Origin of the sequence: Isoptericola sp. NPDC058082 (assembly GCF_042885055.1) — a bacterium.
In the GTDB taxonomy this organism is placed as follows: Bacteria; Actinomycetota; Actinomycetes; order Actinomycetales; family Cellulomonadaceae; genus Isoptericola.
In genome coordinates this window covers 1-13,036 of sequence record NZ_JBHVSQ010000034.1, presented here as the reverse complement: position 1 = coordinate 13,036, position 13,036 = coordinate 1, and the positions used below count along the sequence as shown (strand labels likewise).

At 73.7% G+C, this 13,036-nt stretch carries 14 protein-coding genes and 3 tRNA genes; 8 read left to right on the top strand and 9 right to left on the bottom strand.

Annotation, left to right across the window (positions count from 1 at the left end; genetic code table 11):
• Positions 1 to 151: 151 nt before the first annotated feature.
• Positions 152 to 496, bottom strand: coding sequence for a hypothetical protein (locus ACFVS0_RS21710; RefSeq protein ID WP_430589107.1), 345 nt, complete (start codon positions 494 to 496; stop codon positions 152 to 154).
• Between the two features lie 201 nt (positions 497 to 697).
• Here ACFVS0_RS21710 and ACFVS0_RS21705 point away from each other — a divergent pair, with 201 nt between their 5' ends.
• The gene (locus tag ACFVS0_RS21705; protein ID WP_430589106.1) at positions 698 to 1,462 is read left to right on the top strand and encodes a glycerophosphodiester phosphodiesterase; all 765 of its coding nucleotides are present in this window, start codon (positions 698 to 700) and stop codon (positions 1,460 to 1,462) included.
• Between the two features lie 15 nt (positions 1,463 to 1,477).
• Here ACFVS0_RS21705 and ACFVS0_RS21700 read toward each other — a convergent pair whose 3' ends face one another.
• On the bottom strand, positions 1,478 to 2,053 hold the full coding sequence (locus ACFVS0_RS21700) for an antibiotic biosynthesis monooxygenase (RefSeq protein WP_430552123.1): 576 nt from the start codon (positions 2,051 to 2,053) through the stop codon (positions 1,478 to 1,480).
• A gap of 275 nt (positions 2,054 to 2,328) precedes the next feature.
• Here ACFVS0_RS21700 and ACFVS0_RS21695 point away from each other — a divergent pair, with 275 nt between their 5' ends.
• Positions 2,329 to 3,561, top strand: a complete 1,233-nt coding sequence (locus ACFVS0_RS21695) for a M15 family metallopeptidase (RefSeq protein WP_430589105.1) — start codon at positions 2,329 to 2,331, stop codon at positions 3,559 to 3,561.
• Between the two features lie 86 nt (positions 3,562 to 3,647).
• Here the strand turns inward: ACFVS0_RS21695 and ACFVS0_RS21690 are convergent, their stop codons facing one another.
• Positions 3,648 to 4,010, bottom strand: coding sequence for a metallopeptidase family protein (locus ACFVS0_RS21690; RefSeq protein ID WP_430589104.1), 363 nt, complete (start codon positions 4,008 to 4,010; stop codon positions 3,648 to 3,650).
• A 58-nt stretch (positions 4,011 to 4,068) separates the two neighbouring features.
• Here ACFVS0_RS21690 and ACFVS0_RS21685 point away from each other — a divergent pair.
• The 5 genes from ACFVS0_RS21685 (at position 4,069) to ACFVS0_RS21665 (ending at position 5,345) form a co-directional block, all read left to right on the top strand.
• A tRNA-Glu gene (locus ACFVS0_RS21685) sits at positions 4,069 to 4,141 on the top strand.
• Between the two features lie 149 nt (positions 4,142 to 4,290).
• Positions 4,291 to 4,364 (top strand) — tRNA-Asp (locus ACFVS0_RS21680).
• A 51-nt stretch (positions 4,365 to 4,415) separates the two neighbouring features.
• Positions 4,416 to 4,491, top strand: a tRNA-Phe gene (locus tag ACFVS0_RS21675).
• A gap of 123 nt (positions 4,492 to 4,614) precedes the next feature.
• Entirely contained in the window at positions 4,615 to 5,031 is a 417-nt protein-coding gene (locus ACFVS0_RS21670; protein ID WP_430552126.1) for a phage holin family protein, read from the top strand.
• Positions 5,028 to 5,345 (top strand): DUF3618 domain-containing protein, encoded by a 318-nt coding sequence (locus tag ACFVS0_RS21665; protein WP_430564281.1) that lies wholly within the window; start codon positions 5,028 to 5,030, stop codon positions 5,343 to 5,345. Before ACFVS0_RS21670 ends, ACFVS0_RS21665 begins: the two co-directional genes overlap by 4 nt.
• Before the next feature lie 45 nt (positions 5,346 to 5,390).
• On the opposite strand, the gene ACFVS0_RS21660 is transcribed toward ACFVS0_RS21665, so the two are convergent.
• A complete protein-coding gene (locus ACFVS0_RS21660) occupies positions 5,391 to 5,597 on the bottom strand; it encodes a BldC family transcriptional regulator (protein ID WP_079575713.1) in 207 nt (68 codons plus the stop codon).
• Positions 5,598 to 5,993: 396 nt separating this feature from the next.
• On the opposite strand from ACFVS0_RS21660, the gene ACFVS0_RS21655 reads away from it, so the two are divergent.
• Entirely contained in the window at positions 5,994 to 6,194 is a 201-nt protein-coding gene (locus ACFVS0_RS21655) for a DUF3073 domain-containing protein (RefSeq protein ID WP_430552128.1), read from the top strand.
• 120 nt (positions 6,195 to 6,314) lie between these two features.
• Here the strand turns inward: ACFVS0_RS21655 and purM are convergent, their stop codons facing one another.
• The 5 genes from purM to ACFVS0_RS21630 form a co-directional block, all read right to left on the bottom strand.
• Positions 6,315 to 7,421 (bottom strand): phosphoribosylformylglycinamidine cyclo-ligase, encoded by a 1,107-nt coding sequence (gene purM, locus ACFVS0_RS21650; RefSeq protein ID WP_430589103.1) that lies wholly within the window; start codon positions 7,419 to 7,421, stop codon positions 6,315 to 6,317.
• Positions 7,422 to 7,479: 58 nt separating this feature from the next.
• Positions 7,480 to 9,027 carry an amidophosphoribosyltransferase gene (purF, locus tag ACFVS0_RS21645; RefSeq protein WP_429766003.1) on the bottom strand — a complete coding sequence of 516 codons (1,548 nt, stop codon included), beginning with the start codon at positions 9,025 to 9,027 and terminating at the stop codon, positions 7,480 to 7,482.
• Positions 9,028 to 9,075: 48 nt separating this feature from the next.
• Positions 9,076 to 9,495 (bottom strand): hypothetical protein, encoded by a 420-nt coding sequence (locus ACFVS0_RS21640; protein WP_430589102.1) that lies wholly within the window; start codon positions 9,493 to 9,495, stop codon positions 9,076 to 9,078.
• A 42-nt stretch (positions 9,496 to 9,537) separates the two neighbouring features.
• On the bottom strand, positions 9,538 to 12,348 hold the full coding sequence (locus tag ACFVS0_RS21635) for an ExeM/NucH family extracellular endonuclease (RefSeq protein ID WP_430589101.1): 2,811 nt from the start codon (positions 12,346 to 12,348) through the stop codon (positions 9,538 to 9,540).
• Positions 12,349 to 12,542: 194 nt separating this feature from the next.
• Entirely contained in the window at positions 12,543 to 12,917 is a 375-nt protein-coding gene (locus tag ACFVS0_RS21630; RefSeq protein WP_430552133.1) for a sterol carrier family protein, read from the bottom strand.
• Between the last annotated feature and the right edge of the window lie 119 nt (positions 12,918 to 13,036).

Here is a 13,036-nt window from a genome sequence, read left to right as displayed (position 1 = left end):
AGAACGCATGGCGCCCCTCCCCCTCGCAGCGAGGAGGCCCCACCCCTCGGCCGCACGATGACCCCCCACCCCCTGCCGTCGAGGAGTACCCCCCCCTCGACCCCGACTGCCTGGCGGGCAAGCACCGGGCGTGCCTGGGTCGGGCGTGGGACTACGAGCTGGACGCCGAGATGCAGTGCGCGTGCGGCTGCCACGCGATCACGAACGTGGTGGCGTCGCTGTGACCGAGGGGACCTGGATGATCCTGGCCGCCGGCATGGTGGTCGCTGTGCTCCTCGGCATCGTGGTCGCGCTCATCATCGTCGACCTCGAGCGTCGCGACGCCGCGCGACATCGTCGTCGTGACGACGACACGTTGCGACGTCGCGCGTCGTCGCAACGTGTCGCGCGGTTTTTCAGTCGCGGGGCCGGGCCCAGATGACCCCGCGGTGCACGCCGAGGACTGGTGGTCGAGCACGTGCCCGACCATGTGGCCCCATGCGGCGTCGTCGATCACCTGCGCCAGCTCGTCGCAGGCGCTCACGCCGCGCCTCCCGCGCCTACGTGGGCAGACACATAATCAGAAGGTTTCCTGTGGGTACGCTGGCGTCGGGCGCTCAACAGGTCAACCACGGAACCCGCGGGTTCAGGGTTCGAGCCCCTGGGGGCCCACCCCTGCACGTCACCGTCGCAGGTCGTCGTCGCCCGAAGGAGCTCCGTGCCCGTCCGCGCCCAGGCCCCCGTCGTCATCGCCCATCGGGGCGCCTCCGCCGACGCCCCGCAGAACACGCTGGCGGCCTTCGACGCCGCCGGGGAGGCGGGCGCCGCGATGATCGAGATCGACGTCCACCTCAGCGCCGACGGCGTCCCGATGGTCATCCACGACGGCACGGTCGACGCGACCACCGACGGCAACGGCGAGGTCCGGGGCCGCACCCGGGACGAGCTGCAGGCCCTCGACGCCGGCTCGTGGTTCGGCCCGGAGTTCGCCGGGCAGCGCATCCCCACCCTGGCCGAGGTGCTCGAGCTCGTCGCGCGGCATCCCGGCCTGGGCGTCCTGTGCGAGTACAAGGGCCGCTGGAGCGCCGAGGACGTCGCCGTGACGATGCGCGTGCTCGACGCGCCCGAGCTCGCCGGCCACCTCGTCGTCCAGGGCTTCGACCCGGTGACGGTCGCCGCCCTGCGCGACGTCGCGCCGCAGGTGCCGCGGTCGCTGCTGGTCGAGCACCCGAGCGAGGGCCTGCCCGCGCTGCTCGACGAGCTCGACGCGGCCGCCGTGAGCCCCGGGGCGGCGCTGATCGCCGGCGACCCTGGCCTGGTCCCGGCCGCGCACGACGCGGGGCTGCGGGTCTTCGGCTGGACCGCGAACGACGAGGCGACCTGGCGCCTGCTCGTGGACGCCGGCGTGGACGGCATCATCACCGACCGCCCGGCCGCCCTGCGCGAGTGGCTCGCGACGGCGCACGTCCCCGCCCGGGGCTGACGCGCCGGCCGCGGCTCAGCGCCGCGGCGCGTGCAGCCAGCCCGACAGGCGCCCGGTCACCCAGGGCAGCACCCAGAACGACATGATCGGCGTGAGCACCAGCGTCGAGACGAGCACGCGCAGCACGACGTGCAGGTCGGCGAACGGCGGCACGAGCCAGCCCACCAGCACGGTGAACGCGAGGTTCACCGGGAAGAAGCCGAGCCAGATGGCCACGGACTGCTTCCACCGCGGCGGCGCGGCCAGCAGGGGCGGCCCGGTGGGCTCGTCCTGCCGCACGGGCGGGTCGAACCACCCCTCGATGCCGGTGCGCCTCTCGACGCGGCGCTCCTCGACCAGGCCCTCACCGGCGGCGAGCCAGCGCCGACGCTCCGGCGACTCCTCCCACGCCTCGAGCCGGGCGGCGTCGGCGAACCGGTAGAGCATGATCCAGTCCGCGGCACCCTCGGAGGCGCGGATCCAGCCCGAGCCGAGGAAGCCGTCCCAACGGTTCGCGAGCCGGACGCCGGACTGCACCCAGGCGGTAACCTCGGGGACGCGGTCGGGGCTGACGGCGCGGTGGATCGCGACCGTCACGGGTGCGGAAGTCATCCGAGCATCCTGGGGTGCGCGCGGCCTCCCGGGCCCGGCGGCGCGGGCGCGCGGGACGGCGCGTCCCACCATCCGGGCGCCCCGGCGCGCGGCCCGGGGTTTCGCCGGGATGTCCCGTCCTTCACATCTCGTCCTCGCGGCCCGCACCGGATTCGTGTCGTCTGGTCCCCTCGTTGGCCCGGAGCACCGGTTGAAACGGTTGAAGATGGAACGAGCTTCCGACCGGTGCGAGCTCCCGACAGGTTCGAGCTCCCGACCCCCGAGGACCTTCTCCCATGACCGAGCACACGACCGAGCACACCCCTGCGCCCCTGCCCCGGCGCCGCGACATCCACCGTCCGGCCCGGCAGCGCCGCGCCGCCGAGCCCGCCGCCCGTCCCACGACGCCGCGCCTCGGGCGCCGCGCCGTGCACGCCGGCGTCCCCGTCGCGCTCACCGTGATGGCGCTGACGACCGGGGTGGTCCTCACCGGCAACTCGTCCGCCTCCGGGGAGACCCGGACCGCGGGGTCGACCGACCAGGGCTCGTCCTCGGTGGGCACCATCGAGACCGGGACGTTCGGCATCGTGTCCCCGACCGCCTCCGCCACGACGGCGATCGTGCGGCCCGCGCTGTCGGGCGCCGCAGGCGCGACGTCGGGCGCCGTCGGCTCGGACACCGCGGGCTCGGGCGCGGCGAAGGCCGACACCGAGCAGGCCGCGTCGAAGGGCGCCGCGAAGAGCGCCGCCGCGTCCGGCGACGATGCGCTCTCCGCCGCCCAGGAGGCGCTCGCCCGCGCGGACCAGGTGACGACCGAGTCCCTCGGCGTCCCCGCCAAGCAGCGCAAGGCCGTCGCGAAGAGCGCGGCGCACCTGCGCGACGTCGTGTCCGACCGCTCCGGCGGGGAGGCGGCGTCGCGCGCCGGCGAGCGCACCGCGCTCGACGTCCGCGGGCAGGGCGCGGCCGACGTCACCGACGCGACCGAGGACCTCACCACCCTGATCGAGAAGACCGACACGAGCGCGATCAGCATCACGCCCGCCCCCGCGACGCCGGCCGAGGTCCTGGACGCGCAGGCCGCGGCGGCCCGCAAGGCCGCCGGCTCCCTCAAGAAGTTCGCGGACGACACCGAGGGGTACGAGAACGGTCGCCTCGCGTCCGCCGACCTCAAGGGGTTGTCCTTCGCGTCGGGCGAGTCCCTGCGTCGCGACGCGGCCGAGCAGCTCGAGCGCCTCGACGCCGCCTACCGGGCACGCTTCGGCGAGCACCTGCAGATCCGCGACTCCTACCGCTCCTACGAGTCGCAGGTGTCGGTCAAGGCGAGCCGCGGCTACCTCGCCGCCGTGCCCGGCTACTCGGACCACGGCTGGGGCATCGCCGTCGACCTCAACGGCGGCGTGGAGGAGCGCTCGAGCGCGCAGCACCGGTGGTTGGTCGCGAACGCGGCGAAGTTCGGGTGGAAGAACCCCGCCTGGGCCCAGGCCGACGGCCGCAAGCCCGAGGCCTGGCACTGGGAGTACCGCCCCTGAGCCTCGACGCTCCCCCGCAGCACGTCCCCGACGGACCCGTGACGACCCGTGCGTCACGGGTCCGTCGTCGTCGGTCGGGGAGCGGCTCAGGCCCAGCCGAGCTCGTGCAACCGGTCGTCGTCGATCCCGAAGTGGTGGGCGATCTCGTGCACCACGGTGATGGCGACCTCCTCGACGACGTCCTCGCGCGTGTCGCAGATGGCGAGGGTCGGGTGGCGGTACACGGTGATCCGGTCCGGGAGCGAGCCCGCGGCCCAGTGCAGCCCCCGCTCCGTCAGCGGCACCCCCTCGTACAGCCCGAGGAGCTCGGGATCGTCGGCGGGGGCGTCGTCCTCCACGAGGACCACGACGTTGTCCATCATCGCCGCCAGGTCGGCCGGGACCTGGTCGAGGCCGTCCCGGACGGCGTCCTCGAACTCCTCGCGCGTCATCTCCACCACGGGTCCCATCCTCGCCCACGACGGGGCGAGGACCGTCCCGGACGGCTGGGTATGCTTGCCGGGTCCAGCCCCCATCGTCTAGCGGCCTAGGACCCCGCCCTTTCACGGCGGTAGCACGGGTTCGAATCCCGTTGGGGGTACGTCCGCGGGGACGCCGGCAGCGTCGACAGCCCCGCGAAACGGCGCGTCCTTGCTGGTCAGGATCCGATTTCAAGATCCCGGCGAGCATGGGGTACGCTTCTTCTCGGCTCGAAACGAGCTTCCTCGGTGGGAGTCCACTCCCCACCATGGCCCTGTAGCGCAGTTGGTTAGCGCGCCGCCCTGTCACGGCGGAGGTCGCGGGTTCAAGTCCCGTCAGGGTCGCGCATGATGCGCCCGGTTCGTCGGAAACGGCGCCCGGGCGTTCGTGTCCAAGGCTCTGTAGCTCAGTTGGTAGAGCGTTCGACTGAAAATCGAAAGGTCACCGGATCGACGCCGGTCGGAGCCACCATCGAGACCCCCACGCCCCGGGCGTGGGGGTCTCGTCGTTTTGCGCCAGGAATTGCCTGGACCAGCGGGGACGGGTTGAGTGGGACCGCACGGACGATCACCACACGCAGGATCGGAGCAGCCGATGACGGACTGGGACGACGGACGCACGCCGCCCGCCGAGCAGCCACCCTCCATGGGTCGGCTCGTGGAGCAGCTGTCGGAACAGACCACCCGGCTCGTGCGCGCCGAGGTGGCGCTCGCCAAGGCCGAGATGACCGAGAAGGCGAAGCGGTCCGGCATCGGGATCGGGCTCGTCGCCGCGGCGCTCGTCATCGTGCTGTATGCGGTGGGCGTGCTCATCTGGGCCGGGATCCTCGGCCTGTCCGAGGTGTGGGCCCCGTGGCTGTCGGCGCTCGTCGTCGGCGTCGCCATGCTGCTCGTCGCCGGCCTGGCCGTCGCGATCGCGGTGGGCCAGCTCAAGAAGGCGGCCCGGCGGCCCGAGACGATCGACCGGGTCAAGGAAGACGTGGAGACGATCAAGAAGGGGGTGCGCCGGTGACCGAGCCCACGACGCCCGAGAACAGGACCCCGCCCCCCACCGCCCGGGAGCTCGAGGACGAGGTGGCCCGCACCCGCGCGGAGCTCGGCGCGACCCTCGACCAGCTCGCGACACGACTGTCGCCTAAGTACCAGGCGAACCAGTTCGCACGGGCGACCAGGCAGGCGGCCGGCGACGCCGGCACGTTCGTCACGGGCGGGGGTCTCCCCGCCACCGACCCGCGGCGCAAGCGCAACGCCCAGGTGCTCCTCGGCGCCGCGGCGGCGGGGCTGGCGCTGGTCGTGATCGTCGTCGTCAGGGCCCGGCGCCACTGAACGCCGCCTCGCTCGAGCAGCGCTGCGGCACCCCTGAGCACGTCCCTACTTGTCCGGCGTCGCCTCCTCGGAGGCGGCGCCGAGCAGCGCGCGCACCTCCGACTCCTTGTAGCGGCGGTGACCACCGAGCGTACGGATCGACGAGAGCTTCCCCGCCTTCGCCCAGCGGGTCACGGTCTTCGGGTCGACGCGGAACAGGCTGGCCACCTCGGCAGGCGTCAGCAGAACCTCGGAGTCTCCGTGGAGCGACATCCCCTGCACCTCCTGGTACGGACCGGCCCGGGCGGCGCCCGGTGTGCGGACACGGTCTCGCTCATCCATTGTGTGCAGAAAGCGGGATTGAGGCGACTTGGGAGCCGGATGAAATCGTCCGGATCGTCCTGGCATCGACCGAGTCGTGCTCGTGCGTCCGTTCTGCCGGTCGTCGGCCGCCACGGACCGCTCCGCGCACCGGACGGTCTCGTGACCTGAGACACCATCCGACGAGGATCACCCGCTCCCACGTCCATCGATGCGCGCGGCACGTGTCGCGGAGTGGAGGGAATGGCGCGCGAGCATGTACCGTTGGGGTCTGAACAGACTACTTACGCACGGGGCCGCCGTCACGGACGGCGCAAGCCCCGCTCCTACGTTGAGGGGGTCTCAGCCATGGGCCGCGGCCGTCAGAAGGCAAAGCAGACTAAGGTCGCTCGCGAGCTGAAGTACTACAGCCCCGAGACGAACTACCACGCGCTCGAGCAGGAGCTCAGGAGCAGCGAGGGCAGTCGCACGGATGTCGCCACGGAGGATCGTTTCTCCGACGACGACGAGTACGACAACCGATACAACTCCTGGGGCGACGAGCGCTGAGTCCCAGCGTCGGACCCCGTGTCCCACGGGTTCCGGCGATGCGCGCGAAGGGCCGCACGGCAGCAGCCGTCCGGCCCTTCGTCGTGCGCGGGGAAGGTCCCCCTCCCCCGCGCCGGGTGGTCAGCGGTAGTCGCCGGTGAGGCGGACGGCGCCGCCCTGCACGCCCTTGGTCCCGGCGACCAGGTCCTCCGCCGGCGTGGCCGGGTCCAGGTCCTCGACCGAGCCCAGCACCCACGCCGGCACGCCGCGCGCCGCGAGCGTCGCCAGCGCCGCGTCGACGCCGTCCGCGCCGACGACGGCCACCATGCCGACGCCGAGGTTGAGCGTGTTCTCCAGGTCGCGCCGCGGCACGGAGCCGAGCTCCCGGACGGTACGGAAGACGGCAGGCACCTCCCACGACGCGCGGTCCACGGTCGCCACCGTGCCGGCGGGCAGGACGCGCGCGAGGTTCGCCGCGAGCCCGCCGCCCGTCACGTGCGTGACGGCGTGCACCTGCGCGGCCGGGTCCTCGGCGAGCGCGAGCACGTCCCGCGCGTAGACCCGGGTGGGCTCCAGCAGCTCCTCGCCCAGGGTGCGGCCGAACTCCTCGACGTGGCGGTCCAGCGACCAGCCGGCGTGCTTCACGACGGCGCGCACCAGCGAGTAGCCGTTGGAGTGCAGGCCGCTCGAGCCCATCGCGACCAGCACGTCGCCAGCGCGCACGCGCTCCGGGCCGAGCACGGCGTCCGCCTCGACGATGCCGGTGGCGGCGCCCGCCACGTCGTACTCGTCCGGCGCCAGGAGGCCCGGGTGCTCGGCCGTCTCGCCGCCCACGAGGGCCGTCCCGGCCACCTCGCACGCCTGCGCGATGCCGCGCACGATGTCGGCCACCCGCTCGGGGACGACCTTGCCGGTGGCGATGTAGTCCGTCAGGAACAGCGGCTCCGCGCCGACCACGACGATGTCGTCCACGACCATGCCGACGAGGTCGAAGCCGATCGTGTCGTGCTTGTCGAGCGCCTGCGCGATCGCGACCTTGGTGCCGACGCCGTCGGTCGACGTCGCGAGCAGCGGCTTGCGGTACTCGCGGATCGCCGAGAGGTCGAAGAGCCCCGCGAAGCCGCCCACGCCGCCGAGGACGGCGGGCCCGTGCGTGCGGCGCACGGCGTCCTTCATCAGCTCGACGGCCTTGTCGCCGGCCTCGGTGTCGACGCCGGCCGCGGCGTAGGTCAGGGGTTCGTTCGTCACGTGGGGCTCACCGTTCGTCGGCTGTGTCGGTCGGCTGTCAGGCGGGGTCGGCTGTCAGTCAGGGGTGGTCGAGCGCGGTGCCGCCGCCGGCCCCCACGGAGACCGTGCGGAGACCGTCCTCCGGCGCGCCGAGCGGAAGCTCGGCCTGCTCGAGGAGATGCTTGCCGAGCTGGTCGGCGGTGGGGAGCTCGATCGGGTACTTGCCCGTGAAGCAGGCGGCGCACAGCTGGGACGCCGGCTGCTCGGTGGCCGCGATCATGCCCTCGGTCGAGATATAGCCGAGGGAGTCGGCGCCCAGGGACTGACCGATCTCGTCCGGGCTGAGCCCGTTGGCGATGAGCTCCGCGCGCGACGCGAAGTCGATGCCGTAGAAGCACGGCCACTTCACCGGCGGCGACGAGATGCGCACGTGCACCTCGGCCGCGCCCGCCTCGCGGAGCATGCGGATCAGGGCCCGCTGCGTGTTGCCCCGCACGATCGAGTCGTCGACGACGACGAGGCGCTTGCCGCGGATCACTTCCTTGAGCGGGTTGAGCTTGAGGCGGATGCCGAGCTGGCGCAGCGTGTCGGACGGCTGGATGAACGTGCGACCCACGTAGGCGTTCTTGGTGAGGCCCTGCCCGAACGGGATGCCGGACTCCGCGGCGTACCCGACGGCGGCCGGCGTGCCGGACTCCGGCGTCGGGATGACGAGGTCCGCCTCGACCGGGTGCTCCCGGGCGAGAGTGCGGCCCATCTCGACGCGCGACGCGTGCACGGAACGCCCGTTGATCGTGTTGTCGGGGCGGGCGAGGTAGACGTACTCGAAGACGCAGCCCGCGCGCTCCGGCTCGGCGAACTTCTCGGAGCGCAGGCCGTCGGCGTCGATGGTGAGGAGCTCGCCCGGCTCGACGTCGCGCACGTACGACGCGCCCACGATGTCGAGGGCCGGCGTCTCCGACGCGACCACCCAGCCGCGCTGCAGGCGGCCCAGGACCAGCGGGCGCACGCCCTGCGGGTCGCGCGCGGCGTACAGGGTGCCCTCGTCCATGAAGACGAGGGAGAACGCGCCGCGCAGCTTCGGCAGCACCTCGAGCGCCGTCTGCGCGAGGGTGTGGTCGGCGTCGCCGGCCAGCAGGGCCGTGATGAGCGCCGTGTCGGTGGTGTTGCCGCGCGCGAGCTCGCCGCGCCGCTGGGCGCCGTAGCGCTCGGCCACGAGGTTGACGAGCTCTGCGGAGTTGGTGAGGTTGCCGTTGTGCCCGAGGGCGACGGTGCCGCCCGCGGTGGCGCCGAGCGTCGGCTGGGCGTTCTCCCAGGTCACGCCACCGGTGGTGGAGTAGCGGCAGTGGCCGACCGCGAGGTGGCCGGTGAGGGCGTCGAGCGCCGTCTCGTCGAAGACCTGGGACACGAGGCCCATGTCCTTGTAGACGAGGATCTGCTCACCGTTGCTGGTGGCGATGCCCGCGGACTCCTGTCCACGGTGCTGCAGGGCGTACAGGCCGAAGTAGGCGAGCTTGGCGACCTCCTCGCCGGGGGCCCAGACCCCGAAGACGCCGCACGCGTCCTGGGGGCCCTTCTCGCCGGGCATGAGGTCATGGTTCAGGCGGCCGTCAGGGCGCAAGGGCATGCCTCGAGTATCCCACAGGGCCCCGGTGCGTCGACCTGCCCGGACGCGTCAGCGACGACGCAGGCTGCGCCGGTCGGAGATCACCGCGACCAGCCCGCCGACGCCCAGGCCGACGGCGATGCCGCCGAAGATCATCACCGACACGTAGACGCCCGGCTTCATCAGGGCCGCGACGTCCACCGGGTCGGCGGCGTCGAGCAGCCACGTCGAGAAGATCAGCCCGACGACACCGCCCACCAGCGCGCCCATCCACAGGAACACCGGGTACTTGGGCGCGCGGCGTACGCGGTCCGGGTCGACGAGCAGCGTCACGTCCTGCGGCTCCTCGACGTCGTCCACGGCGTCGGTCGTCGACCCCGCCTCCGACGGCGCGGTCTGCTCCGCCGCCGCCTCGCGGTCGGGCGGCGTGCCGTCGGGCGTGGCGCCGTCGGGTGCCGGGGCGTCCTGGTCGGGGGTCGAGCTGCTCACCCCTCGAGCCTAAGCCACCTGCCGGCACCCGACGGCCGCCCGTCAGGCGGCTCCCAGGTCCTTCCAGGGGCCCCACGACGTCGCGCCGGGCTCGTCGTGCCGGGAGTACCACTGCGCCTGCCAACGGTGCCCGTCGTGCACGACGACGTCGCCCTTGCCGTACACCCAGGTGCCCGTCCACGCCGGGAAGGTCCCGGCCGACGTCACGACCGGGGCCCCGACCTCGGCCCACGGCCCGTACGCCGACGCCCCGGGGCGGTCGCCGCGCGACCACCACAGCGCCTCGAAGAGCCCGCCCTCGAAGGCGACCCGGTCGCCCTTGCCGTAGGTGGCCTTCGCCTCCCACGCGTGCGCGGACGGCACCAGGTCCAGCCCGACGAGCAGCGGGTCGTGGTCCGACGACCGGAACGGCGTCTCGTCGTAGAGGATCGTCGCGTTGTAGTTGTAGCGGCTGTACTCGTTCGCCACCGGCTCGTACGCGTTGACGTTCCAGATGTCGGTGCCGGTCACCCGGTCGATCAGGCCCGACGACGCGAGCGCGTGGTCGAGCGAGCCGACCGCGCCGTCGAACGCGTAGGTGTACTCGCCCGTGGTGGGCCCGAGGTCCGTGTAGCCGGCGTCCGTGAGGACCACGACCGGGTCCTCCTGCTCGTACGAGTTGAGGTCGCCCACGAGCAGCACGGCGTCCGTGCCCGCGTCCGCCGCGACGTCGTCGGCGAAGGCGACCAGCGCGGTCGCCTGCCGCACGCGCGACTCGTTGGAGGCGCCCTGGCCGTCACCCGTGTCCTCGTCCCCGGGCCACGGGCCGGCGGACCCCTTCGACTTGAAGTGGTTGGTGATGACCACGACGTCGTCGCCCGGGTCCGCGTCCACACCGCCGGCCGGCTGGAACACCTGCGCCAGCGGCTGGCGCGCGTTGCCGAACGCCTCCGGGTCGTCGAGGATCCGGGAGGCCCCGACGGGCTCGGCGCCCGCGGTCCGGTAGACGAACGCCGTGCGGATCACGTCCTCGCTGTCCGGGAGGTCGGCCGGGGACGCGACGTACGCCCACGTGCCCGCGCCGTCGTGCGCGTCGAGCGCGTCCACGAGGTCGGACAGCGCCTGGTCGCGGTCCTTACCGAACGCCGCGGAGTTCTCGATCTCCTCGAGCCCGACGACGTCCGCCCCCAGGGCGGAGATCGCGGCGACGATCTTGGTCTGCTGCCGCTCCAGGTCCTCGGCCTCCGCGGCGCCGCGGGCGTCGCAGCCGTCACGGACGGTGACCGGGTCCCCCGCGCGGTCGGTGTAGTACCGGCATCCGGTGAGCTGGTCGCCGGTCGTCGTGAAGTAGTTCAGCACGTTGAACGTGCCCACCTGCAGGGTGCCGCCCACGTCCTGCGGCGACGCCTCGCGCGTGTCCTCGAACGTGGCGGGCTGGACGTCGGCGGCGACGTCGGGCGTGAGCCGGTGCTGCGGCTGCAGCCCCCAGGCGTCGAAGCGGTAGTCGAGGACGACGGGCCGGGTGAACGTCACGGCGGCGCCGACGCGGACCGGGTCTCCGCCGGTCAGCCACGGCAGCGGCCGGGAGGAGTTCGCGGCCGAGCTGTAGTTGGTCGACGAGCCGTCGTCCAGCAGGACGGCGCGGGCCGCGTTGTCCTCGGCCTGCTGCTTCGCCTCGACGGACCCGGGACGCCCCGCCGTGGTCGGCTGGACCAGCGGCGCGTCGCCCGCGGCCAGCCCGATGGTGCCGTAGAAGTTCGTGTCGTAGTTGTCCGTGACGGTGAAGTCGCCCTGCGGGGCGAGCAGCATGGCCTCCAGGGCCTCGCGCTCGGCGTCGGTCGCGGGCCAGGTCGTGGCGAGCGGCTCGACGGCACCGGGCTCGTCGAGCAGGGTCCACGCGTCGGCGGTGACCTCCGTCAGGCCGGAGTACTCGCTGACCTTCCCCGTGACCTCCACGTGGTCGCCGACCTCGAGCTCGGCCGCGGCGGCGCGGGAGTACACGAACACCGCGTCGGAGGCGCCGGGCGTCGCGTCGTCGGCGGGGTCGCCGCCGCTGCCCGCGGTCTGGAGGTAGAGCCCGTCGAAGCCGCCCGTGGGGTAGGTGGCGGTCACGACGCCGGTGGTCGTCACCGTCGTCCCGGCCAGCGGCGACGTCGCGCCGGTGCCCTGGATCTCGGCGATCGTCGCGTCCTCGCCCGGGCCCGGGTCGGTGCCCGGGTCGGTGCCGCTCGCGGTCGGCGTCGGCGCCCCGGCGGCGAAGTCGGCCGCGTTGTCGGCGGTGTGCACGTGGTCGCGGCGCGCGACGGACGTCGCGTTCGTCGTCGCGGGCGCCGGTCCCGAGCCCGCGAAGGCGCTGGCGGTCGGACCCCAGCCGAGGAGGTCGACGACGGCCTCGGCCGCCGCGCAGTCGGCGCCCGCGCAGGAGAGGCGGTCGGTCGAGCGCACCAGCGCGACCTTGGCGCCGGTGCCGGACATCGCGATGGTGCCGGTGACGTCGGGGGCGGGCAGCGCGGGCAGCGCCGTGTTCCCGCCCAGCGCCTGCGCGACGAGGAACGACCCGCCCGCCGGGATCTCCCCGGAGAGGTTCGTCTGGGCCCCGTTGGCCCAGGTGCCGGCCGCGGACGCGTACTGCACGGACCAGCCCTCGAGCGACACGGCGTCGTCCGTGGGGTTGTACAGCTCGACGAAGTCCTGGTTGAACGCGGCGCCGCTGTTGCCGCCGCCCCCGTACACCTCGTCGATGACGACGGGGGCGTCGGGCGAGACGGCGGCGGACGCCGGGGCGGCGAGGGCGGCGCCCAGGGGGAGGACGAGCGCGGCCGCGGCGGCGGCCGCGAACGGTCCTCGATGACGGGCGGGAGGGGTAGGGCTCACGGTGGCTCCTTCGCGGCGGACGTGGGGTGACGTCACCTCAGCAGACCCGCGTGAACCGTTGTTGAACCCCACGTCACGGGACGTCGTCGTCCGGCTGTCGTGGTGCGTGCCTGCCCGGTGCCGCCGAACGTAGCGGACCGGACCGACACCCGCGCGCCATGGGGCCCGCCGCCTCCCCGGCCTCGTCGGTGCGGTCAGGGGCGGGGCCGGGCGGCCTGGAGCGGCAGCAGCCCGGACAGGTCGGCCCGCTCCCCCGAGGCGCTCACCCGCCCGGACCCGACGGCGTCGTCCCACGTCAGCCGCCCGGTCGCGAGCCCGAGCCAGGTCTCGACGTCCGTCTCCACGACGTTGGGCGGCGTCCCACGCGTGTGCCGCGGCCCGGCCACGGCCTGCACGGCCCCGGCGGGCGGCACCCGCACCTCCACCGAGTTCCCGGGCGCGACGTCGGCCAGCTCCTCCAGCGTGAACCGCACTGCCGTCGTCACGACCGGCCGCGAGGTGTCGCCGCCCAGCCACGCGGCCACGGCCGCCCGTCCGGCAGCAGGTTCGGTCCGTCGTCGCGCAGGCACGCCAGCACCTTAGGCCAACCCACCGGCTGGCAGGTTCCTGACCCTGACCCGAGCGGGCCGACGAACGAGCGCGGGTCGGGGATGGCGTCGCGCGGACGTATCCCTCCCGAGGTGGAGGG

Bases quoted from the DNA above. Each gene is read 5' to 3' on its own strand.
- ACFVS0_RS21690 (WP_430589104.1), bottom strand. From the start codon at position 4,010: ATGGGACCCGTGGTGGAGATGACGCGCGAGGAGTTCGAGGACGCCGTC.
- ACFVS0_RS21655 (WP_430552128.1), top strand. From the start codon at position 5,994: ATGGGCCGCGGCCGTCAGAAGGCAAAGCAGACTAAGGTCGCTCGCGAG.
- ACFVS0_RS21695 (WP_430589105.1), top strand. From the start codon at position 2,329: ATGACCGAGCACACGACCGAGCACACCCCTGCGCCCCTGCCCCGGCGC.
- ACFVS0_RS21700 (WP_430552123.1), bottom strand. From the start codon at position 2,053: ATGACTTCCGCACCCGTGACGGTCGCGATCCACCGCGCCGTCAGCCCC.
- purF (WP_429766003.1), bottom strand. From the start codon at position 9,027: ATGCCCTTGCGCCCTGACGGCCGCCTGAACCATGACCTCATGCCCGGC.
- ACFVS0_RS21670 (WP_430552126.1), top strand. From the start codon at position 4,615: ATGACGGACTGGGACGACGGACGCACGCCGCCCGCCGAGCAGCCACCC.
- ACFVS0_RS21660 (WP_079575713.1), bottom strand. From the start codon at position 5,597: ATGTCGCTCCACGGAGACTCCGAGGTTCTGCTGACGCCTGCCGAGGTG.